The organism is Streptomyces sp. NPDC026500, assembly GCF_055567635.1.
This window is the reverse complement of sequence record NZ_JBVHQB010000004.1, coordinates 519,430-540,745: the sequence shown is the minus strand read 5'-3', so window position 1 is coordinate 540,745 and position 21,316 is coordinate 519,430. Positions and strand designations below refer to the sequence as shown.

The 21,316-nt window shown below is 71.6% G+C and carries 15 protein-coding genes and 1 pseudogene; 12 read left to right on the top strand and 4 right to left on the bottom strand.

Annotation, left to right across the window (positions count from 1 at the left end):
* Positions 1-92: 92 nt before the first annotated feature.
* Complete coding sequence (locus ACZ4N5_RS10660) at positions 93-941, top strand: ABC transporter ATP-binding protein (RefSeq protein WP_467756740.1); 849 nt, start codon at positions 93-95, stop codon at positions 939-941.
* Here ACZ4N5_RS10660 and ACZ4N5_RS10655 read toward each other — a convergent pair.
* Positions 925-1,272 (bottom strand): SCP2 sterol-binding domain-containing protein, encoded by a 348-nt coding sequence (locus tag ACZ4N5_RS10655; RefSeq protein WP_467756716.1) that lies wholly within the window; start codon positions 1,270-1,272, stop codon positions 925-927. The two genes, ACZ4N5_RS10660 and ACZ4N5_RS10655, sit on opposite strands and share 17 nt — an antisense overlap.
* A gap of 42 nt (positions 1,273-1,314) precedes the next feature.
* On the opposite strand from ACZ4N5_RS10655, the gene ACZ4N5_RS10650 reads away from it, so the two are divergent.
* The 5 genes from ACZ4N5_RS10650 (at position 1,315) to ACZ4N5_RS10630 (ending at position 7,215) form a co-directional block, all read left to right on the top strand.
* Positions 1,315-1,632: a hypothetical protein gene (locus ACZ4N5_RS10650; protein WP_467756715.1), complete on the top strand. Its 318-nt coding sequence runs from the start codon at positions 1,315-1,317 to the stop codon at positions 1,630-1,632.
* Positions 1,633-1,687: 55 nt separating this feature from the next.
* Positions 1,688-2,503, top strand: a complete 816-nt coding sequence (locus tag ACZ4N5_RS10645; RefSeq protein ID WP_467756714.1) for a TlyA family RNA methyltransferase — start codon at positions 1,688-1,690, stop codon at positions 2,501-2,503.
* Positions 2,500-3,408 (top strand): NAD kinase, encoded by a 909-nt coding sequence (locus tag ACZ4N5_RS10640; protein WP_467756713.1) that lies wholly within the window; start codon positions 2,500-2,502, stop codon positions 3,406-3,408. Before ACZ4N5_RS10645 ends, ACZ4N5_RS10640 begins: the two co-directional genes overlap by 4 nt.
* Positions 3,409-3,545: 137 nt before the next feature.
* Positions 3,546-5,288, top strand: a complete 1,743-nt coding sequence (gene recN / locus ACZ4N5_RS10635; RefSeq protein WP_467756712.1) for a DNA repair protein RecN — start codon at positions 3,546-3,548, stop codon at positions 5,286-5,288.
* A 790-nt stretch (positions 5,289-6,078) separates the two neighbouring features.
* Positions 6,079-7,215: a glycosyltransferase family 4 protein gene (locus ACZ4N5_RS10630; RefSeq protein ID WP_467756711.1), complete on the top strand. Its 1,137-nt coding sequence runs from the start codon at positions 6,079-6,081 to the stop codon at positions 7,213-7,215.
* An 81-nt stretch (positions 7,216-7,296) separates the two neighbouring features.
* On the opposite strand, the gene ACZ4N5_RS10625 is transcribed toward ACZ4N5_RS10630, so the two are convergent.
* The 3 genes and pseudogenes from ACZ4N5_RS10625 to ACZ4N5_RS10615 all read right to left on the bottom strand — a co-directional run bounded on the left by ACZ4N5_RS10625 (position 7,297) and on the right by ACZ4N5_RS10615 (position 12,399).
* Positions 7,297-8,925: a PucR family transcriptional regulator gene (locus tag ACZ4N5_RS10625; RefSeq protein ID WP_467756710.1), complete on the bottom strand. Its 1,629-nt coding sequence runs from the start codon at positions 8,923-8,925 to the stop codon at positions 7,297-7,299.
* Positions 8,926-9,097: 172 nt separating this feature from the next.
* A pseudogene (locus ACZ4N5_RS10620) lies at positions 9,098-10,488 on the bottom strand (FAD-binding oxidoreductase).
* 108 nt (positions 10,489-10,596) lie between these two features.
* On the bottom strand, positions 10,597-12,399 hold the full coding sequence (locus ACZ4N5_RS10615; RefSeq protein ID WP_467756739.1) for a glycoside hydrolase family 15 protein: 1,803 nt from the start codon (positions 12,397-12,399) through the stop codon (positions 10,597-10,599).
* 539 nt (positions 12,400-12,938) lie between these two features.
* Between ACZ4N5_RS10615 and ACZ4N5_RS10610 the strand changes: the two genes are divergently transcribed.
* The 6 genes from ACZ4N5_RS10610 to ACZ4N5_RS10585 all read left to right on the top strand — a co-directional run bounded on the left by ACZ4N5_RS10610 (position 12,939) and on the right by ACZ4N5_RS10585 (position 21,062).
* The gene (locus ACZ4N5_RS10610) at positions 12,939-14,606 is read left to right on the top strand and encodes a CTP synthase (RefSeq protein WP_467756738.1); all 1,668 of its coding nucleotides are present in this window, start codon (positions 12,939-12,941) and stop codon (positions 14,604-14,606) included.
* A gap of 119 nt (positions 14,607-14,725) precedes the next feature.
* Positions 14,726-15,352 carry an NUDIX domain-containing protein gene (locus ACZ4N5_RS10605; protein ID WP_467756709.1) on the top strand — a complete coding sequence of 209 codons (627 nt, stop codon included), beginning with the start codon at positions 14,726-14,728 and terminating at the stop codon, positions 15,350-15,352.
* Between the two features lie 226 nt (positions 15,353-15,578).
* Positions 15,579-17,660: a tetratricopeptide repeat protein gene (locus ACZ4N5_RS10600; RefSeq protein WP_467756708.1), complete on the top strand. Its 2,082-nt coding sequence runs from the start codon at positions 15,579-15,581 to the stop codon at positions 17,658-17,660.
* Between the two features lie 162 nt (positions 17,661-17,822).
* Entirely contained in the window at positions 17,823-18,947 is a 1,125-nt protein-coding gene (gene ald, locus ACZ4N5_RS10595) for an alanine dehydrogenase (protein ID WP_467756707.1), read from the top strand.
* A 424-nt stretch (positions 18,948-19,371) separates the two neighbouring features.
* Positions 19,372-20,499, top strand: coding sequence for a ParA family protein (locus ACZ4N5_RS10590; protein ID WP_467756706.1), 1,128 nt, complete (start codon positions 19,372-19,374; stop codon positions 20,497-20,499).
* Positions 20,484-21,062 (top strand): hypothetical protein, encoded by a 579-nt coding sequence (locus ACZ4N5_RS10585; RefSeq protein ID WP_467756705.1) that lies wholly within the window; start codon positions 20,484-20,486, stop codon positions 21,060-21,062. The genes ACZ4N5_RS10590 and ACZ4N5_RS10585 overlap by 16 nt, the downstream gene beginning before the upstream one ends.
* The last annotated feature ends 254 nt before the right edge of the window (positions 21,063-21,316 follow it).

The following is a 21,316-nucleotide window of genomic DNA, read 5'->3' as shown; positions in this document are numbered from 1 at the left end:
CTGCGCGCGGCCCGGCGGGCCCTGCCGTGAGCGGATCGAAGACCGGGGCGCGTGCGAGCGACCAGAAGACCGGGGCGCGTGGGAACGACCAGGTGTACGAGAACACCCCAAGGAGCACTGTGAACCGCCTGTCCGCCGACGATGTCACCCTCGGCTACGACCAGCGCGTCATCGCGGAGAAGCTGTCCGTGGAGATCCCCGACCACTCCTTCACGGTGATCGTCGGCCCGAACGCCTGCGGAAAGTCGACACTGCTGCGCGCCCTTTCGCGCATGCTGAAGCCCTCGGCGGGGCGGGTGCTGCTCGACGGACAGGTCATCCAGTCGATGCCCGCGAAGAAGGTGGCCCGCACTCTCGGGCTGCTGCCGCAGTCGTCGATCGCGCCGGACGGGATCACGGTCGGTGACCTCGTCGGCCGGGGCCGTTACCCGCACCAGGGCCTGCTGCGCCAGTGGTCGGCGGAGGACGAGCGGGTGGTCCAGGAGTCGATGGCCTCGACCGGTGTCGCCGAGCTCGCCGATCGCTATGTCGATGAATTGTCCGGCGGTCAGCGCCAGCGCGTGTGGATCGCGATGGCGCTCGCGCAGCAGACCCCGCTGCTTCTCCTGGACGAGCCGACGACCTACCTCGACATCCAGCACCAGATCGACGTCCTCGACCTGTGCGCCGAGCTCCACGAGACGCGGGGCCGCACCCTGGTCGCCGTGCTGCACGATCTCAATCACGCGGCCCGGTACGCCACCCACCTGATCGCCCTGCGCGGCGGCGAGGTCATCGCCGAGGGCGCGCCGGGCGACATCGTCACGGCCGACCTGGTCGAGGAGGTCTTCGGGCTGCGCTGCCGGGTCATCGACGACCCGGAGACCGGGACCCCGCTCGTGGTGCCCGCGGCACGCCGGGCGAGGGTCCGCGCCGCCGCGACCGCTACAGAAGGGTCCTGAGCCGGAACAGGTCACGCAGACCCGCCTCCAGCTTCACCCGGCCCGAGCCCCAGGCCTTCGCGAAGTTCAGCTCGCCGTTCACCATGGACACCAGGTCGTCGCCGTTCATGGTCAGACGGATCTGGGCCCGCTCGGGGGGCGGGCCCTGGAGTGTGTCGAGCACCTCGATCCGGCCGCCCCTGAGGCGGCCGACGAAGGTGATGTCCAGGTCGGTGATACGGCAGCTCAGCGAGCGGTCCAGGGCCGCAGCGGTGCGTACGTCCCCTTCGGCGTTCGCCATGTTGTCCGAAAGCTTGTCGAGTGCGGTGCGGCACTCCTCAGTCGTCGCCATCGTGATCGACGGTACCGCAGCTCTTCGCGGTAGCGTCGGGGCATGAACGACTCAGTCCCCGAGGGCGAGCTCCCCGAGGCCGTGACCGCGGCGGAGCCCGGCTCGCCCGCCGAAGCGGAGCCGGAACCCGCGTACGACCCGGCCGCACCGGCCGCGCTGAACGTCCCGCGCGTCCCCTCGGGCAACGCCGACGTCGACGCACAGCTCGACCGGCTGGCCGACGCCGACCACCTCGCCACGGACGGACACGTCGAGGTGTACGAGGATGTGCACCGGGGGCTGCGCGACGCGCTCACCGCGCTCGACGTCCGCCCGGGAGCTCCGGCTCCCGCCGGTCGCCCGACCGCCGCCCCTCAATGAGACCCTTCGGGGCACATCCGTCCATGGCCGTACGACCGCAGGAGCTGAACCGAACGTGGCAGGAGTGGCACGCCGCCGCCTCGACGCCGAGCTGGTCCGCAGGAAGCTCGCCCGCTCGCGCGAGCACGCCGGACAGCTGATCGCCGCGGGCAGGGTCAGCGTGGGCAAGACCCTCGCGACCAAGCCCGCCACGCAGGTCGAGACCGCCGCGGCGATCGTGGTCAGCAAGGACGACAGCGACCCCAACTACGTCTCGCGCGGCGGACACAAACTCGCCGGCGCGCTCGCCGTCTTCGGGCCGCAGGGCCTGAAGGTGGAGGGACGGCGGGCGCTGGACGCCGGCGCGTCCACCGGAGGCTTCACCGACGTGCTGCTGCGCGCGGGCGCCGCCCATGTCGTCGCCGTGGACGTCGGTTACGGACAACTCGCCTGGTCTCTCCAAAGCGATGAACGCGTCACCGTCAAGGACCGTACGAACGTACGCGAGTTGACGTTGGAGGCGATCGATGGGGAGCCCGTGGACCTTGTTGTCGGGGATCTGTCCTTCATCCCGCTCGGACTGGTGCTGCCCGCCCTCGCGCGGTGCACGGCGCCGGATGCCGACCTGGTGATGATGGTCAAGCCGCAGTTCGAGGTGGGGAAGGACCGGCTGGGCAGCGGCGGCGTCGTGCGCAGCCCGGAGCTGCGCGCCGAGACCGTGCGCGGCGTGGCGGGCCGGGCCCACGAGCTGGGGCTCGGAGTGAAGGGTGTGACCGCAAGCCCGTTGCCCGGACCGTCGGGCAACGTCGAGTACTTTCTGTGGCTGCGTGCCGGGGCACCCGAACTCGACCCGGCCGACGTTGACCGTGCAGTGGCGGAGGGGCCGCGTTGACACAGACCCGAGCTCGTACTGTTTTCCTGCTGGCCCACACCGGGCGGCCGGCAGCCATCCGCAGCGCCGAGCTGGTCGTCCAGGGGCTGCTGCGCTCCGGGATCGGCGTACGGGTCCTCGCGGCCGAGGCGGCCGATCTGCCGCTGCCGCACGAGGTGGAGCTGGTCCAGGAGGCGACTCCGCAGTGTCTCGACGGCTGCGAGCTGCTCATCGTCCTCGGCGGTGACGGAACGCTGCTGCGCGGCGCCGAGTTCGCCCGCGCGTCCGGGGTGCCGATGCTCGGCGTCAACCTCGGACGGGTCGGCTTCCTCGCCGAGGCCGAGCGCGACGACCTGGACAAGGTCGTCGACCGGGTCGTCACCAAGGCGTACGAGGTCGAGGAGCGGATGACCGTCGATGTGGTCGTGCACCGCAACGGCGACATCGTGCACACCGACTGGGCGCTGAACGAGGCGGCCGTGCAGAAGGTGTCCGCCGAGAAGCTCCTCGAAGTGGTGCTGGAGATCGACGGGCGGCCCGTCACCGGGTTCGGCTGCGACGGCATCGTCTGCGCGACCCCGACCGGGTCGACGGCGTACGCCTTCTCCGCGGGCGGGCCCGTGGTCTGGCCCGAGGTCGAGGCGCTGCTGATGGTGCCGATCAGCGCGCACGCCCTGTTCGCCAAACCGCTGGTCACCTCACCGGACTCGGTACTCGCCGTGGAGGTCCTGCCGCACGTTCCGCCGGGCGTGCTGTGGTGCGACGGTCGGCGGACGGTGGAGCTGCCGCCCGGCGCGCGCGTCGAGGTGCGGCGCGGGGCCGTGCCGGTGCGGCTGGCCCGGCTGCACCACGCGTCCTTCACCGACCGGCTCGTCGCCAAGTTCGCGCTGCCGGTCTCCGGGTGGCGCGGGGCGCCGCACCAGTAAGAGCGCGCGGCACCCGGGTTCCGCCCGGGTGCCGGGCCGCCTCCGCGCGGGCCGACGGCGAACGAGATCACCCCCGGAAGGTAACGCTCGGTTCTCTTTGCGGGGGGCGGCGTCGCACGGGGCTGGGAAAACCTCGTATGGTCGGGGACGTGTTGGAGGAGATGCGGATACGGTCGCTCGGAGTCATCGACGACGCGGTCGTCGAGCTGTCACCCGGCTTCACCGCCGTGACCGGTGAGACCGGTGCGGGCAAGACGATGGTGGTCACCAGCCTCGGGCTGCTGCTGGGCGGGCGCGCGGACCCGGCCCTCGTGAGGATCGGCGCCAAGAGCGCGGTCGTGGAGGGGCGGATCAGCGTACCCGCGGGCGGGACGGCCGTCGTGCGGGCGGAGGAAGCGGGTGCCGAGCTCGACGACGGTGTCCTGCTGATCAGCCGTACCGTTTCGGCCGAGGGGCGCTCACGCGCACACCTGGGCGGGCGTTCGGTGCCGGTGGGCGTGCTCGCCGAACTCGCCGACGAACTCGTCGCGGTGCACGGCCAGACCGACCAGCAGGGGCTGCTCAAGCTGTCCCGGCAGCGGCAGGCCCTCGACCGGTACGCGGGTGACGCGGTCGCCGTGCCGCTCGCCAAGTACACGGGCGCCTACCGCCGACTGCGGGCCATCTCGGCCGAGCTGGACGAGATCACGACGCGCGCGCGGGAGCGGGTCCAGGAAGCCGACATGCTGCGCTTCGGACTCGACGAGGTCGCGGCCGTGGAGCCGCGCGCGGGCGAGGACGTGGAGCTGGCGGCGGAAGCGGAGCGGCTGGGTCACGCGGAGGCGCTGGCATCGGCCGCCACGGCCGCGCACGCGGCGCTGGCGGGCAATCCCGAGGACCCGGAGGGCATCGACGCGGCCACGCTCGTCGCGGGCGCTCACCGGGCCCTGGAGGCCGTACGGTCGCACGACTCGGCCCTTGCCACGCTGTCCGGGCGGATCGGGGAGATCGCCATCCTGCTCGGCGACGTGGCCGGTGAACTCGCGGGCTACGCCGACGACCTCGACGCCGACCCGCTGCGGCTGGCGGCCGTCGAGGAGCGCCGCGCCGCACTCACCCAGCTGACCCGGAAGTACGGCGAGGACATCGATGCCGTGCTCGCCTGGGCCGAGCGGAGCGCCGAGCGCCTCACCGAACTCGACGGCGACGACGACCGGCTCGACGAACTGACCGCCGAACGGGACGCGCTGCGCGGCGAACTGGGCGGACTCGCCCAGGCGCTGACGGACGCCCGTACGGAGGCCGCCGAGCGGTTCGCCGCCGCCGTGACCGCCGAACTGGCCTCGCTCGCCATGCCGCACGCGCGCGTGTCCTTCGAGCTCCGGCAGACGGACGACCCGGAGGGGGTGGAGGTCGGCGGACGCCCGGTGGCCTACGGCCCGGCCGGTGTCGACGAGGTCGAACTGCTGCTCGCCCCGCATCCCGGGGCGCCGCCGCGGCCCATCGCCAAGGGGGCGTCCGGCGGTGAGCTCTCGCGTGTGATGCTCGCGGTGGAGGTCGTGTTCGCGGGCACGGACCCCGTGCCGACGTATCTCTTCGACGAGGTCGACGCGGGCGTCGGCGGCAAGGCCGCGGTAGAGATCGGGCGACGGCTGGCGCGGCTCGCCAAGACCGCGCAGGTCGTCGTCGTGACGCACCTGCCGCAGGTGGCCGCCTTCGCCGACCGGCAGCTGCTGGTCGAGAAGACGAACGACGGGTCGGTGACCCGGTCCGGCGTGAAGGTGCTGGAGGGCGAGGAGCGGATTCGCGAACTGTCCCGGATGCTCGCCGGCCAGGAGGACTCCGAGACGGCTCGGGCCCACGCGGAGGAACTGCTGGCAACGGCCCGCTCCGACGGCTAGCGGGGCGGCCCGCCCCTACGGGGGGGGCAGGGCCGCTCGCCGCAACGCCGAGGCGTGAGGCGGCTCCTGGGCCGATCCAGGCTCCCCACCCCGCCGCACCCGAGCGAGTCTGCTCTCAGCCTGCTGCGGGCCCCATGCCTTCCGGCCGTCCTGACGATTTGCGGAACTGGCCGGAGTGGCAAGCGTTGGTGCCGCACGTACAGGCTGTGAGCAGAGACCACCACAGCAGTAGAACGGTTGCTGATCTCACAACCGTACTGGGACAGACGGCTGTTCACCTGTCGGTCCGAGGACAGGAAGCCCAGGCCCTGCCCATGAAGGAGCGGGCACTGCAGATCAACAAGGCCGCGACGGCCCCGGGAGAAGGTCGGCGATGGCGGCGAGAACGTTGGGGCGCGCCGGGGGGGTGAGGACCCGGGGACGCGCCGCGTGACACGGGACGCGCCGCGCGACGCGCGGGTGCACCTTCGACACCTGGGTGGCTTGTGGGGCGAGAGGCGCCTCTTTGGCGTCGGAGTGGCTTTCGTTACGTGGGTGGCCGCGGGTGCCGCGCGGGTCCCTTGCGGCTCGGCCCTCCCCGGAATGGGCTATTCATCACTCGTGCGGGTGATCGTCGTCGCCGGGTTGCCCCGTCTGACGTGCCCTCGTCGTGATGGCGGTGCCGGAACGTCCGTACGGCCTGGCATCCTTGGCCTAGTACGCGGTGCACGACGTGCGGTGAACCCCTCCGCGCGACCCTTCTGTACGTTTCCTCGTGACCGTCCGACGCCGAACCAGGAGCCCCGGCCACGTGAGCCACGTGAGCAGCCACTCACCGCACGGCCAGTCGCCGCTGCGCACCGTGCAGGTGCTCGGCGGCGGCAGCGCGGGCAGTAGCGCGCATGTGCGGTCGCTGGCCGCGGGCCTGGTCGCCCGGGGGGTACGGGTCACCGTCTGCGCTCCTGCCGAGGCGGACCGCGTGTACGGGTTCACCGGGGTCGGCGCGCACCACGTTCCCGTGCCCCGCAGCAGCGACCCCGCCTCCGTGTCCGCGTTGCGGGCCGCCTGCGCGGACGCCGATCTCGTGCACGCGCACGGGCTGCACGCGGCGCTGCGGGCGGCGCTGGCACTCAGCGGGCGGCGCGTTCCCCTCGTCGTCACCTGGCACACCCGCTCGGAGGCCGACGGCGCCAGGGCCCACGTACTGCGGCTCCTTGAGCGGCGGGTCGCCAGAGCCGCCGCCGTGGTGCTCGGGACCTCGTCCGATCTGGTGGACCGGGCGCGCAGCAGGGGAGCGCGTGACGCGCGGCTCGCCGCCGTCGCGCTCCCCGCGCCGCGGCGGCCCGTCGCGTCCGCCGAACCCGACGGGTTCCGGCACAAGGTGCGGGCCGAACTCGGCTCGACCGACCGTCCGTTGCTCATGGCGGTCGGCTCGCTCGACCGGCATCGCGGCTACCACACCCTGCTGGACGCCGCGCGCGCGTGGTGCCGCCTCGATCCCGTGCCGCTGCTGGTGATCGCGGGGGAGGGGCCGCTGCGTGCCGTTCTTCAGCGCCGGATCGAGGACGAAGGGCTGCCGGTCCGGCTCATCGGGCGGCGCGAAGACGTCACGCAACTGCTCGTCGCCGCCGACCTCGCCCTGCTGCCCAGCAGGTGGGAGTCGCGCTCGGTGCTGGCGCAGGAGGCCCTCCACGCGCGCGTGCCGCTCGTCGCCACAGCGGTCGGGGGCATCCCCGAAATGGTCGGCGACGCGGCCGAACTCGTCCCGTACGGGAACGCGAAGGCGCTCGCCGACGCCGTCGTACGGCTGCTCGCCGACCCCGCGCGCCAGGAGGCCCTGCGGGAGAAGGGTGCCTGGCAGGCCGCCACTTGGCCGACCGAGGACGAGACGGTCGCCCAAGTGCTGAGCGTCTACGACGAGTTCACACAACCCCGGCCGCTGGGCTGACGCCGGCCAAGGGAACTGACGACGGCCGGGGGAACTTGCGCCGGCCAGGGGACTGACGACGGCTGGGGGAACTTGCGCCGGCTAGGGAACATGCCTGCGTGCGCGCAGGGCCAGGCTCAACGCCAGTACCGTCTGCGGGTCGTCCAGATCCGTGCCCAGCAACTCGCCGATCCTGGCGAGGCGGTTGTAGAGGGTCTGCCGGTTGAGATGCAGCTCGCGGGCGGTCTCCGCCTTGCGGCCCGCGTGCGCCAAGTACGTCTGCAGGGTGGGAAGCAGGGGCGGCTTGGAGCGGACGTCGTGGTCGCGGAGCGGGCCGATCGCGCGCTCCACGAAGGCGGCCAGGTCGGGGTGCTCGCGCAGCCGCCACAGCAACAGGTCGATGTCCAGGCGGCGGGCGTCGTACCAGGGGCGGTCCGACAGACCCTGTGCCGCCGTCGCCGTCTCCGCCGCGTGCCGCAGGCCCGCCGACGCGGCCGCCCAGCCGCCCGCGACCCCGACCACCACCACCGGCGGCTGCGCCCCGGGCCGCTGCATGCCCGCACGCTCCACCCCGGCGCGCAGTGCCGCCGCGACGCGGTCCGCGACGGCGGCCCGTTCCGACTCCGAGCGCAGGCCCAGCAGCAGCGGGACCCGGCCCTCGACGGGACGTACGCCCAGCAGGACCGGGACACCCACCGAGGCCAGCTCCTCGGCGACCGCGCGGGCCAGGACCGCCCAGCCGCCACCGGGGGCGAGGCCGTCGGCGAGTCGCATCACGACCGGCAGGAGCGGGCTGCCGCCGGGCTTGAAGCCGAGCACCCGGGCCTGCGCGGGCGCGTCCTCGGCCTCGATACGGCCCTCGGCGAGGTCGGTCAGGAAGTCGCCGCGCCCCCGTGCGGCCAGTTCCTCCTCCTGGCGGGCCTGCATCAGCACGACAGCCAGGATGCCGGCGGCCCGCTCCGCGGCGATCCGGTGCACCGGGGCGACCGGTGTACCGACGGGCAGCAGAACCAGACGGGCCCGTACGGAACCGGTGCCGGGGCCGCCGCCGGGCACGTCCACCAGGGTGGTCCCCGCGGGCGGCTCCTCCTTGTGCTGGCCGCGCAGTCCCTCCCAGACCTGGAGCGGGTCGGCGCCCGTGGACCCGGCCCCGGCGGCGTACAGGAGCTGTCCGTCGGCCGTCTCCAGGAAGACCGGGTTGCCGCTGAAGTCGGCCAGAATGCGCAGGACTTGAGGCACTCCGCCGCCGCCGAGCAGGGCCTCGGTGCAGCGCCGGTGCACTTCCTCGGCCTGTTGGAGCAGCGCGTAGTGGCCGTTGACGATCTCGGTGTGGATCTCCTCCGTGACGGTCACGAAGGGCACTTCGCGGTGCAACTGGACCAACGGCAGACCGGTGGACCGCGCCGTCTCCACGAGCGCGGCCGGGAGCCGGGTGAAGCGCGGGCCGAGCTCCACGACGAGCGCCGCGATCCCGCGCTCCGCGAGGGTGCGGACGAACGCGCGCTGGTCGGCCGGGCGGGTGCCGAGACCGTATCCCGTGGTCAGCAGCAGTTCGCCGCCCTTGAGCAGCGAGGCGATGTTCGGGACCTCGCCCGCGTGCACCCAGCGCACGGTCCGTTGCAGCCGGTCCGCGCCCGCGATGATCTCCGGCAGCCCGCTGCGCAGTCCGGGCAGCTCAAGGGCCCGCTGCACGGTGATTCCGGCGCCTTGGGTGTCGTAACGGCTGTCCATGCTGCGGACGCTACCCGCGGACGGGTTCCGGAGGCATCTCCGGCTTGTGGCGGGAGGTGACGAGAGCCGTCGCGGGAGGCGCCCCGGCAGGCACGGCGCGCCCCGGCACCCGGGCCTGCACCCGGCAACGGCGCAGGCACGGCGCAGGCCGGGGTGCCGGGGCGCGCCGAGGTCAGGCGACCGGTACCGGGGTGATGTTGTGGTTGAAGCGGAACACGTTGTCCGGGTCGTACTCGGCCTTCACCGCGGCCAGCCGCCGGAGGTTCTCGGTGCCCAGGCCGGCCACCACGCGGTCGGCGCCCTCGTCGCCGATGAAGTTCAGATAGACCGCGCCGGTGCTCCACGGCCGGACGTCCTCGCGGACCTTCCTGACCCACGCGATGCACCGTTCGTCGTCGGCGGGGCTCTCCCAGATCCCGAAGGGGTGCACGGCCCAGGGCGCGTCGCGGTAGGGGACCGGGAACCGGGACGGTCCGGCGGCGATGGCGCCGCCCTGCGGCAACAGCGCGTGCTGGTTGCCGGTGGGGACGGGCATGGCGTCGCCGAGAGCGCAGTAGACGTCCACGAAGTCGTCGGGGGCGCCGGTCAGGTACTCCGCCGACCAGTAGTTCCGCATGCCGGGCGGGTCGTCGAGCATGCACTGGAAGTCGGGGTAGGGCAGGGCGGTGACGATCTCGACCTCGTGCGGCAGCGCCAGCAGCGGCTGGGCGACCTTGCGCATGTCGTCCTCGCCGCCCGCGTACGCGACCAGCGCGCCGCACAGCCGCCGGCCGACCAGGTGCTCGGGCATGAACTCCTGGGCGGGCCGGTCAGGTAGATGACGCCGCCGCTCACCTCCGGCGGCCCGTTCTCGATGATCTCGCGGAAGACGCGGACCACGTCGGGGCCGGCGTCCGCTTGGAACATCACCATGGCGATGGAGAACTCGGGCAGCGGGTGCAGTTTGAGGGTCAGCGCGGTGGCGACGCCGAAGTTCCCGCCGCCGCCGTGCAGGGCCCAGAACAGCTCCTGGTTCTCCTGGTCGGTGGCGCGTACCTGCGAACCGTCGGCGGTCACCAGTTCGACGCCGAGCAGATTGTCGACGGCGAGGCCGAAGGACCGGTCCAGCCAGCCGTTGCCGCCGCCGAGGACGAACCCGCCGACGCCGGTCGTCGAGACACGGCCGCCGGTGGTCGCGAGGCCGTAGGGCTGGGCGGCCCGGTCGAGATGGCTCATGAGGGCTCCGCCCTCGACCCGTACCGTCTCGGAACCGGGGTGGACGGTGACCGCGTGCATGCGGCTGAGGTCGACGACCAGACCGCCGTCGTTGAGCGACATGCCCGAGACGCTGTGGCCGCCGCCGCGCACCGCGATCGGCAGATCCAGCTCCCGCGCGAAGCGCACCGCACGCGTCACGTCGGCCTCGCCCTCGCACTGCGCGATCACGGCGGGCCGCCGGTCGATCATCGCGTTGAAGATCGTCCGGGCTTCGTCGTACCCCGGATCGTCCGGGGTGACGACGTCACCGGTGAGATCGGCGCGGAGCGCGGCCAGTGCCGCGCCCGCCTTCGAAAGGGGAGCCATGGGAGCCGCCCCCTTCCATGAGGGGACAGGACTCATTCCAGGCTAGGCGGGTACGGCGGATCGGGCGCGCCGGGTCTCTCGGCTCCGCCGCGCCCGATCCGGACGGGCTCAGCCGCCGTACGCGCCGCTCGCCGTGAGCCGCAGGGCCGTGTCGATCAGCGGAACGTGGCTGAAGGCCTGCGGGAAGTTCCCGACCTGGCGCTGCAGGCGCGGGTCCCACTCCTCGGCCAGCAGTCCGAGGTCGTTGCGCAGGGCCAGCAGCCGCTCGAAGAGCTTGCGGGCCTCGTCGACCCGGCCGATCATCGCGAGGTCGTCCGCCATCCAGAAGGAGCACGCGAGGAACGCGCCCTCGTCGCCCTCCAGACCGTCCACGCCCGCGTCCTCGCCGGAGGTCGGATAGCGCAGGATGAAACCGTCCGAGGTGGACAGCTCGCGCTGGATGGCCTCGATGGTGCCGATCACGCGCTTGTCGTCCGGCGGCAGGAAGCCCATCTGCGGGATGAGCAGCAGCGAGGCGTCGAGTTCCCTCGAGCCGTACGACTGCGTGAACGTGTTCCGATCCTTGTCGTAGCCCTTCTCGCAGACGTCCCGGTGGATGTCGTCGCGCAGTTCGCGCCACTTCTCCAGCGGGCCGTCCGCGTCCCCGGACTCGATGAGCTTGATGGTGCGGTCGACCGCGACCCAGGCCATCACCTTGGAGTGCACGAAGTGCCGCCGCGGACCCCGGACTTCCCAGATTCCCTCGTCCGGCTGGTCCCAGTGGTCCTCCAGATAGCGGATCAGCTTCAACTGGAGCAGCGAGGCGTAGTCGTTGCGGGACAGGCCCGTCATATGGGCCAGGTGCAGGGCCTCGGTGACCTCGCCGTACACATCGAGCTGGAGCTGGTGCGCCGCTCCGTTGCCGACCCGTACGGGCGCCGAACCCTCGTATCCGGGAAGCCAGTCGAGCTCGGCCTCGCCCAACTCCCGTTCCCCCGCGATGCCGTACATGATCTGGAGGTTCTCCGGGTCGCCCGCGACCGCGCGCAGCAGCCACTCGCGCCAGGCGCGGGCCTCCTCGCGGTAGCCGGTGCGCAGCAGCGAGGAGAGGGTGATGGCCGCGTCGCGGAGCCAGGTGTAGCGGTAGTCCCAGTTGCGTACGCCGCCGATCTCCTCCGGGAGGGAGGTGGTGGGCGCGGCGACGATGCCGCCCGTGGGCGCGTACGTCAGGGCCTTCAGCGTGATCAGGGAGCGGACGACGGCCTCGCGGTAGGGGCCGTGGTACGTGCACTGGTCGACCCAGTCGCGCCAGAACTCCTCGGTCGCCTCGAGGGACTGCTCCGGCTCCGGCAGCGCGGGCGGCTGCTTGTGCGAGGGCTCCCACGAGATCGTGAAGGCGATCCGGTCGCCCGGCGCCACCGTGAAGTCGGCGTACGTCGTCAGCGCCTTGCCGTACGTCTCACAGGCCGTGTCGAACCAGACCGAGTCCGGTCCGGCCACCGCGACCGTGCGCCCCTCGTGCCGGTGCACCCAGGGCACCACACGGCCGTACGAGAAACGCATCCGCAGCGCCGACCGCATCGGCACCCGGCCCGTGACGCCCTCGACGATCCGGATCAGCTGCGGCGCGCCGTCACGCGGGGGCATGAAATCGGTCACCCGGACCGTGCCGCGCGGTGTGTCCCACTCGGATTCGAGGATCAGCGAGTCGCCGCGGTACCGGCGGCGCGCTGCCGTGGGGGGCTGGGCGTCGGCCGCGTGCGCGGGGCCGAGCCGCCAGAATCCGTGTTCCTCCGTGCCGAGCAGTCCCGCGAAGATGGCATGGGAGTCGAAGCGGGGCAGGCACAGCCAGTCGACTGTGCCGTCCCGGCAGACCAGCGCTGCTGTCTGCATGTCTCCGATGAGTGCGTAGTCCTCGATGCGCCCGGCCACGTGCATCTCCAGTCGAACGGCCACGTCGCCCCTTCGCGGGGCGGTCGCTCTTGCGGTCAAAGGGAACGTAGGTACTGCGGAACAGTACGCAATGGGATGGTCGATACCTGCGGGACGTCGATGTTGGGGGACGTCCGTCGTGCGTCGCTGCGAAACGTCAGTTGTCGGTGCGGTGGGCGATGCGATTGTCGTCTCGAAACGAACTGACAGGCCCTCTTTGTTCCGGATACGTGCGGGATGGTGCCGTGTGCCGGACAGGCTCGGCAGCGAGTGTCCGAGCAGGATACGACGCACGTGGAAGATCCGCGTGCCGCTCCGGGCAACCCGGCTGAGCCGATCGAGTGAGCGGTGTGCGAGGTGTGTGCCCAGGTGTGCGCGGAGCGTGGCCGGAAGCAGTCTCGTCCGGTCGCTGATACCCTGGTAGCCCGTGGACCGGTGGGCAAGAAACCCCCGAACCGCAGCGACGGCACCCCCGGAAATCTCCGGGCCCCACGCCGGCACGCACCCCAGACCGCGACCACGGGAGCCCCCTCTTGGCCATGCCGCCCAGTGCTTTTCGAAACAGCACAGCCACGACGACCAAGCACATCTTCGTCACCGGGGGTGTCGCCTCCTCCCTCGGCAAGGGACTGACGGCCTCCAGCCTGGGCGCGCTGCTCAAGGCGCGGGGTCTGCGGGTCACGATGCAGAAGCTCGACCCGTACCTGAACGTCGACCCGGGCACCATGAACCCGTTCCAGCACGGCGAGGTGTTCGTCACCAACGACGGCGCCGAGACGGACCTGGACATCGGTCACTACGAGCGCTTCCTCGACGTGGACCTGGACGGCTCGGCCAACGTGACCACCGGCCAGGTGTACTCCACCGTCATCGCCAAGGAGCGGCGCGGCGAGTACCTCGGTGACACCGTGCAGGTCATCCCGCACATCACCAACGAGATCAAGCACCGCATCCGCCGCATGGCCACCGACGACGTCGACGTCGTCATCACCGAGGTCGGCGGCACGGTCGGCGACATCGAGTCCCTGCCCTTCCTGGAGACGGTCCGCCAGGTCCGTCACGAGGTCGGCCGCGACAACGTGTTCGTCGTGCACATCTCGCTCCTCCCGTACATCGGCCCGTCCGGCGAGCTGAAGACCAAGCCGACGCAGCACTCGGTCGCGGCGCTGCGCAACATCGGTATTCAGCCGGACGCGATCGTGCTGCGGGCCGACCGCGAGGTCCCCACCGCCATCAAGCGCAAGATCTCGCTGATGTGCGACGTCGACGAGGCCGCCGTCGTCGCGGCGATCGACGCCAAGTCGATCTACGACATCCCGAAGGTCCTGCACACCGAGGGCCTGGACGCCTACGTCGTCCGCAAGCTGGACCTGCCGTTCCGCGACGTGGACTGGGCGACCTGGGACGACCTGCTCGACCGCGTCCACAACCCGGTCCACGAGATCAACATGGCTCTGGTCGGCAAGTACATCGACCTGCCCGACGCCTACCTCTCGGTCACCGAGGCGCTGCGCGCGGGCGGTTTCGCCAACAAGGCCCGCGTCAAGATCAAGTGGGTCACCTCGGACGACTGCAAGACCCCCGCGGGCGCGGCCAAGCAGCTCGGCGACGTCGACGCGATCTGCATCCCCGGCGGCTTCGGCGACCGCGGCGTGTCCGGCAAGGTGGGCGCGATCCAGTACGCCCGCGAGAACAAGATCCCGCTGCTCGGCCTCTGCCTGGGCCTGCAGTGCATCGTGATCGAGGCCGCGCGGAACCTGGCCGACATCCCCGACGCCAACTCCACCGAGTTCGACTCCGGCACCGGCCACCCGGTCATCTCCACGATGGCCGAGCAGCTCGACATCGTGGCGGGCGAGGGCGACATGGGCGGCACCATGCGCCTGGGCATGTATCCGGCCAAGCTCGCCGAGGGCTCGATCGTGCGCGAGGTGTACGACGGCAAGGAGTACGTCGAGGAGCGCCACCGGCACCGCTACGAGGTGAACAACGCCTACCGCGCCGAGCTGGAGAAGAAGGCCGGGCTGCAGTTCTCCGGCACCTCCCCGGACGGCAAGCTCGTCGAGTACGTCGAGTACCCGCGCGATGTCCACCCGTACCTGGTCGCGACGCAGGCGCACCCCGAGCTGCGCTCCCGCCCGACCCGGCCGCACCCGCTCTTCGCGGGCCTGGTCAAGGCCGCGGTGGCGCGCAAGACGGGCAAGTAGGGCCAAGTAACACCAGGTTGTACGGTGACCGGGGTGCGGGTCCGCGGGTGTTCCCGCGGGCGCGTGCCCCGGTTCCGTCACCGGACCGGACTCTTTTTGCGCGTGTGGGAGGACAGGCCATGACGATCAAGGACATCCCCGAGGAGTGGGAGGTCCGGGCGACCGAGACCCCCTTCAAGGGCAACAAGACCTCGGTGCGCACCGACGACGTGGTCATGCCCGACGGATCGGTCGCCCGCCGCGACTACCAGGTCCACCCGGGCTCCGTGGCCGTGCTCGCCCTGGACGTCGAGGACCGGGTCCTGGTCCTGCGCCAGTACCGTCACCCGGTGCGCCAGAAGCTGTGGGAGATCCCGGCGGGCCTGCTGGACATCCCCGGCGAGAACCCGTTGCACGCCGCCCAGCGCGAGCTCTACGAGGAGGCGCACGTCAAGGCGGAGAACTGGCGCGTGCTGACCGACGTCTACACCACGCCCGGCGGCTGCGACGAAGCCATCCGGATCTTCCTGGCCCGCGATCTCTCCGAGGCGGAGGGCGAACGGTTCGAGGTCGAGGACGAGGAGGCCGACATGGAGCTCGCCCGTGTCCCCCTCGGCGAACTCGTCGGCGGTGTGCTCGCCGGCGACCTGCACAACAACTGCCTGGTCGTGGGCGTCCTCTCGCTCGTCGCCGCGCGGCAGGGCGACGGACTCGACTCCCTGCGCCCGGCCGAGGCGCCGTGGCCCGCACGCCCGTTCGAGGTCTGATCCCGCCACTGGAACGGCGCCGCCGTCCCGCCGCCCAGCCCCGGACGGGCCGTATACGCCCGTCCGAGGATGCCGGTCCTACGATCGCCTGATCCGATCGGGGGACGTCTCCGCCGCGCTCCGCCACGCTCCGCCCGGATCGTCGCAGAGCGTGAACTAGGCTCTGGAAACGCCCGAACCGGAGTCCCGGCGGGCTTGCGCGTGCAGTGGAACGGGAGCGTGGCCCGTGGCGGATCAGGCGGTGGACGACGGCGGCACCAAGGTGTCGGCCAAGGGGCAGCGCCCGGCTGCCGGGTCCGCTCCTACGAAGAGTCAGTTCCTGGGCCGTACAAGAGAGTTGAAGGAACTCCGGGCGGACATCGAGCGGGCCGGCCTCGACACCATCGCCGGCCGCAAGGCCCCGCGGGCCCGGGTGCTGCTCATCGCGGGCAAGCCCGGCTCCGGCCGCACCGCGCTCGCCGCTCAGCTCGCCGCGCAGGTCGCCGAGAGTTACCCCGACGGCATACTGCGCGCCCGGCTCACCGAACCCGACGGCACACCGGTGCCCACCGAGGCCACCGCGCGGGACCTGCTCACCGCCCTCGGACTGCCCACGCCGCCCGGAGCCGACGCCGACGACCTCGGTGAGCGGTTGCGCGAGGCCCTCGCCATCCGCCGGGCGGTGCTCCTGCTCGACGACGCGGCCGACGCCGAACAGGTCGACGCGCTGCTGCCCGACTCCCCGGACTGCCTGGTCATCGCCGTCTCCGGCGGGCCGCTGACCGGAATCGCGGACGTCCGCCCCTGCACCCTCGGCGGCCTGGACACCAAGTCCGCCCTCGAACTCCTCGACCACTTCACCGGCTCGGTGCGCATCACCGTCGACCCGCTCGCCGCCGAAGGGCTGGTCGAACTGTGCGCGGGCCAGCCCACCGCGCTGGTGCTGGCCGGCGGGTGGCTCGCCGCGCGCCCCTCCTCCGCCGTCGCCGACCTCGCCAAGCAACTGCGCACCGAGGGGGAGGACGGCACCCCGCTGGCCCGCGTCTTCCGGCTCTCGTACGCCTCCCTGCCGAGCACCTCGGCGCGGATACTGCGACTGCTCTCGCTGGCCCCCGCGGGCCTCGTCGACCCGCACACCGCCTCCGCGCTGGCCGGCTGCTCGGTCCAGGCGGCGCACACCTCGCTGGACGAATTCGTCGCCCTCGGCCTGCTGCGGGCGATTCCCTCGCCGCTGCCGCAGTACGAGGTCCCGGGCTGCTTCCAGCCGCTGCTCCGGGCACTCGTCGACAGCCATGACCGGCCCGCCGAGGTGCAGCTGGCCCGCGCCCGGATGCTGGAGCGGACCGTACGGCTCCTGGTGTCCTGCCGCGCCATCACCGAGACCGACAGCTCGCCCGCCCGCGAGAAGCTCGCCGGAATGCCGCGTGCCCTGCGCTTCTCCAGTCCCCGGGCGGCCGAGGACTGGCTGCGCGTCCGGCAGCCCGCACTGCTCGCCTCGGCCCGGCTGGCGGTCGCCGACGGGGAGCTGGACACCCTCGCCCGACGGCTGATGGCCGCCCTGGTGCGGGCGATGGTCGTCCATTTCGGCACCCGGGCAGCGGCGTCCGAGCTGTACGGCATCCACCGGCTCGTCCTGGATGTGGCCGAACGCCGGAACCTGCCCCGCGAGAAGGCCGCGGCCCTGCTCAATCTGGCCGACCTGGACGCGCAGACCGGCCGCAGGAACGACGCCCTCGCCCGCTACCGCTCCGCTCTCGACGCCGGACGCGAGGCGAACGACCCGTACGCGACCGGTCGCGCGATGGAATCCGTAGGCGGTGCCCACCAGGAGCTCGGGGACTACGACCGGGCCGCCGACTGGTACGGCAGGGCGCTCGCCCAGCGGCTCGCGCGGGACGAGCGCGTGGACGCCGCCCGGCTGTACGGACGCATCGCCGCCGCGCACACCTACGCGGGCCGCTACGGCGAGGCGCAGGTCAACTGGCGTGCCGCCGTCGCGGGGCACCGCAAGAACGGTGATGTCGCCTCCCAGGCAAGGGCGTTGAGCGAGATGGCGCGCGTCCAGGAGTACGCGGGACGGCCCGAGGAGTCGCTGCGCACCTGCCAGGAGGCCGTCGAGTGGGCGCGCCGCGCGGACGACGTACGCCTGCAGGCCGCGTTGCAGCTCAGGTTGGCCGACACCCTGGACCGGCTCGGCGACCCGGCCGCCGCCCGGCTGCACCGCGCCGCGGCCGAGCGCATGCTGGGAGATGAGCTCCCGGAGAGCGCATCCGGCATGGAACACGACGCTAACGCCTACGAAATCCGCAGTGCATCCGCTGAAGATTGATGCATTGGAAGGCTAGACAGAGAGAATCCCTTCATTAGACTGGCTCCGCCGCGTTCTTCCGTGGTGTCTCCCGGTGTGCTCCCGTACGTCGGGTATGACATGCATTGCCTGGCTTGCATCGCCTCGGCATGCATAGCCCCAGAGCCCTCTGAGTCAAGGACCGTGATCGACGTGAAGGTCGGCATCCCCCGCGAGGTCAAGAACAACGAGTTCCGGGTGGCCATCACCCCCGCCGGTGTGCACGAGCTCGTGCGCCACGGCCACCAGGTCTTCGTCGAGCAGAACGCCGGTGTCGGCTCCTCGATCACGGACGAGGAGTACGTCTTCGCCGGTGCGCAGATCCTGCCCACCGCCGACGAGGTCTGGGCCACCGCCGACCTGCTGCTGAAGGTCAAGGAGCCCATCGCGGAGGAGTACCACCGCCTCCGCAAGGACCAGACGCTCTTCACCTACCTGCACCTGGCCGCGTCCAAGGAGTGCACGGACGCCCTCCTGGAGTCCGGCACCACGGCGATCGCGTACGAGACCGTCGAGCTGCCGAACCGCGCGCTGCCGCTGCTCGCCCCGATGTCCGAGGTCGCGGGCCGGCTCGCCCCGCAGGTCGGCGCCTACCACCTGATGCGCGCCAACGGCGGCCGCGGTGTCCTGCCCGGCGGTGTCCCGGGCGTGCTGCCGGCCAAGGCCGTCGTCATCGGCGGTGGCGTCTCCGGCTGGAACGCCGCGCAGATCGCCATCGGCATGGGCTTCGAGGTGACGCTGCTCGACCGCGACATCAACAAGCTGCGCGAGGCCGACAAGATCTTCGGTACGAAGGTCAAGGCCGTCATGTCCAACTCCTTCGAGCTGGAGAAGGCCTGCCTCGAGGCCGACCTCGTGATCGGCGCGGTGCTGATCCCCGGCGCCAAGGCTCCGAAGCTGGTCACCAACGAGCTCGTCTCGCGGATGAAGCCGGGAAGTGTTCTTGTCGACATCGCGATCGACCAGGGCGGCTGCTTCGAGGACTCGCGTCCCACCACGCACGCCGAGCCGACCTTCCCGGTCCACAACTCGGTCTTCTACTGCGTCGCCAACATGCCCGGCGCTGTGCCCAACACCTCGACGTACGCGCTGACCAATGCCACGCTGCCGTACATCGTCGAGCTCGCCGACCGCGGCTGGGTCGAGGCGCTGCGCCGTGACAACGCGCTGGCCAAGGGTCTCAACACCCACGACGGCAAGGTTGTTTACCGCGAGGTCGCCGAGTCGCACGGGCTGGAGCACGTCGAGCTGGAGAGCCTGCTCGGCTGAGTTTCCCGGCGGCTCCAGGAGTCGACATTGCGGCCGACTCCGGGCCGACAAAAGGCGATACGTCAACACGGGTCGTCAACACCGCGCACCCGGCCGGACCTTGCCCGACAAGGTCCGGCCGGGTGTGTGTCGGGTCACTTTGCGACACTCGTTCAACTCGCCACGAACGTAACTCTTCAACCGATTCGCACACCGGTGAAACCTGCCGTGCGACGGCCTTACGCCCTTGACAGAGGGGTGTTCGGTTGCCGACACATCGGGTCGGGTCCGGCGGATTGTGTTGCTGCGGAGCGGTGACACGCCATAGAGTCGCCAACCGTCGGCATGGTGCCACGCTGACCTATCGAGAAGTTTCCTGGTCACCAAGGAGGTAAGACGACTTGTGAATGAGTCGACATTTACTCCCGGGGGTGGTCAACCAGGAATGCCGGCGCGGGGCCAGAGCCCCACGGGGCTCGAGGCTGTCGGCTCCGTCGCTGTCCGCACCTTCGCAGCCCATCAGAGTCCCCGGATGACTCAGACAGCACACCCGAGCATGGATGGCCATCACGTGAACGCCATGGCCGGCAACGGAAGTGGCGAGAACCACACCCACTTCGCCGACTACGACGAACTGCCCGAGGGGCACTTCTACGACCCCGACGCCGAATACGAGCCCGATCCGGAGTACGCGGCCACGCTCGCGCCCGACGCGGCCCGTCAGCGCCGTGAGCGCATCGGCCCGACGGGGCGCCCGCTGCCCTACTTCCCGATCCCGGGTCCGCTGACCAGTCACGGCCCCGCGACGATCATCGCGATGTGCAACCAGAAGGGCGGCGTGGGCAAGACCACGTCGACCATCAACCTGGGGGCCGCGCTCGCGGAGTACGGACGCCGGGTGCTGCTCGTCGACTTCGACCCGCAGGGCGCGTTGTCCGTGGGTCTCGGCGTCAACCCGATGGAGCTCGACCTCACCGTCTACAACCTGCTCATGGAGCGGGGCATGGCGGCCGACGAGGTGCTCCTGAAGACGGCGGTCCCGAACATGGACCTGCTGCCCAGCAACATCGACCTGTCCGCCGCCGAAGTGCAGTTGGTGAGCGAGGTCGCCCGCGAGTCCACGTTGCAGCGCGCCCTGAAGCCGCTGATGGCCGACTACGACTACATCGTGATCGACTGTCAGCCCTCGCTCGGCCTGCTCACCGTGAACGCCCTGACGGCGGCCCACAAGGTGATCGTGCCGCTGGAGTGCGAGTTCTTCGCGCTGCGCGGTGTCGCCCTGCTCACCGAGACGATCGAGAAGGTCCAGGAACGGCTCAACCCCGAGCTGGAGCTCGACGGCATCCTCGCCACGATGTACGACTCCCGCACGGTGCACAGCCGTGAGGTGCTCGCGCGCGTCGTCGAGGCCTTCGACGATCACGTCTACCACACCGTGATCGGCCGGACCGTCCGCTTCCCGGAGACCACGGTCGCAGGTGAGCCGATCACCACGTACGCCTCCAACTCCGTCGGTGCCGCCGCCTATCGCCAGCTCGCCAGGGAGGTGCTCGCCCGGTGTCACGCCGAGTGAGTCTGCCGGGGGCCGACGAACTGTTCCGCACCACCGGGGGCATGGCGCTCCAGTCATCCACCCCCAACCGTCGGACCAACGGCGAGGCCCGGGTGCCGGCTCCGGCCGGCGAGAGCGACGCGGCGGCCGGGGAGGACACGCCCCAGTCGGTGCCCGTCCGGGGCGGTGACGGTGAGGGCGACGAACATGTCGCCGCCGGCGCCGAGTCGTCCGACGCGGGAGAGTCCCGCAGCCGGGGCGGCGCCCCGGACCGCTCGGGGCGGCGTCAGCCGGCGCAGGAAGGTTCTGCCGCCGCTTCCACGTCCGTGCAGTCCTCCCGCAAGCGGGGCCGCGGCGCGAACCGCCGGCCCAGCGGGCGGGAGCGGCACGACGAGAAGATCACCGTGTACGTGTCCGCCGAGGAGCTGATGGACCTCGAACACGCGCGCCTGGTGCTCCGCGGGGAACACGGCCTCGCCGTCGACCGCGGGCGGATCGTCCGTGAGGCGGTCGCCGTGGTCCTCGCCGATCTGGAATCCCGCGGGGACGCGAGCATCCTCGTACGACGGCTGCGCGGGCGGTAGCGGTAGCCTTCGACGGCTATGACCTCGAACGTCCCGCCCCCGTCCGCCGCCTCCGGCGGCCGTCGGCGTGCGCTCGGGCGTGGTCCGGGGACCGAGCCGGCACCGGTCGAGGCACCGTTCGAGCCGTCCGGACCCTCCGTCGAACCGCCGAAGGCCCCCACCGAGCCCTCCGAGACGCCCCGAGAGGGCGCCGAGAGGCCCGGTGGGCCCGAGACGCCGGTCGAGCCGTCCGGGACGCCTGGAGGCGGCACTGA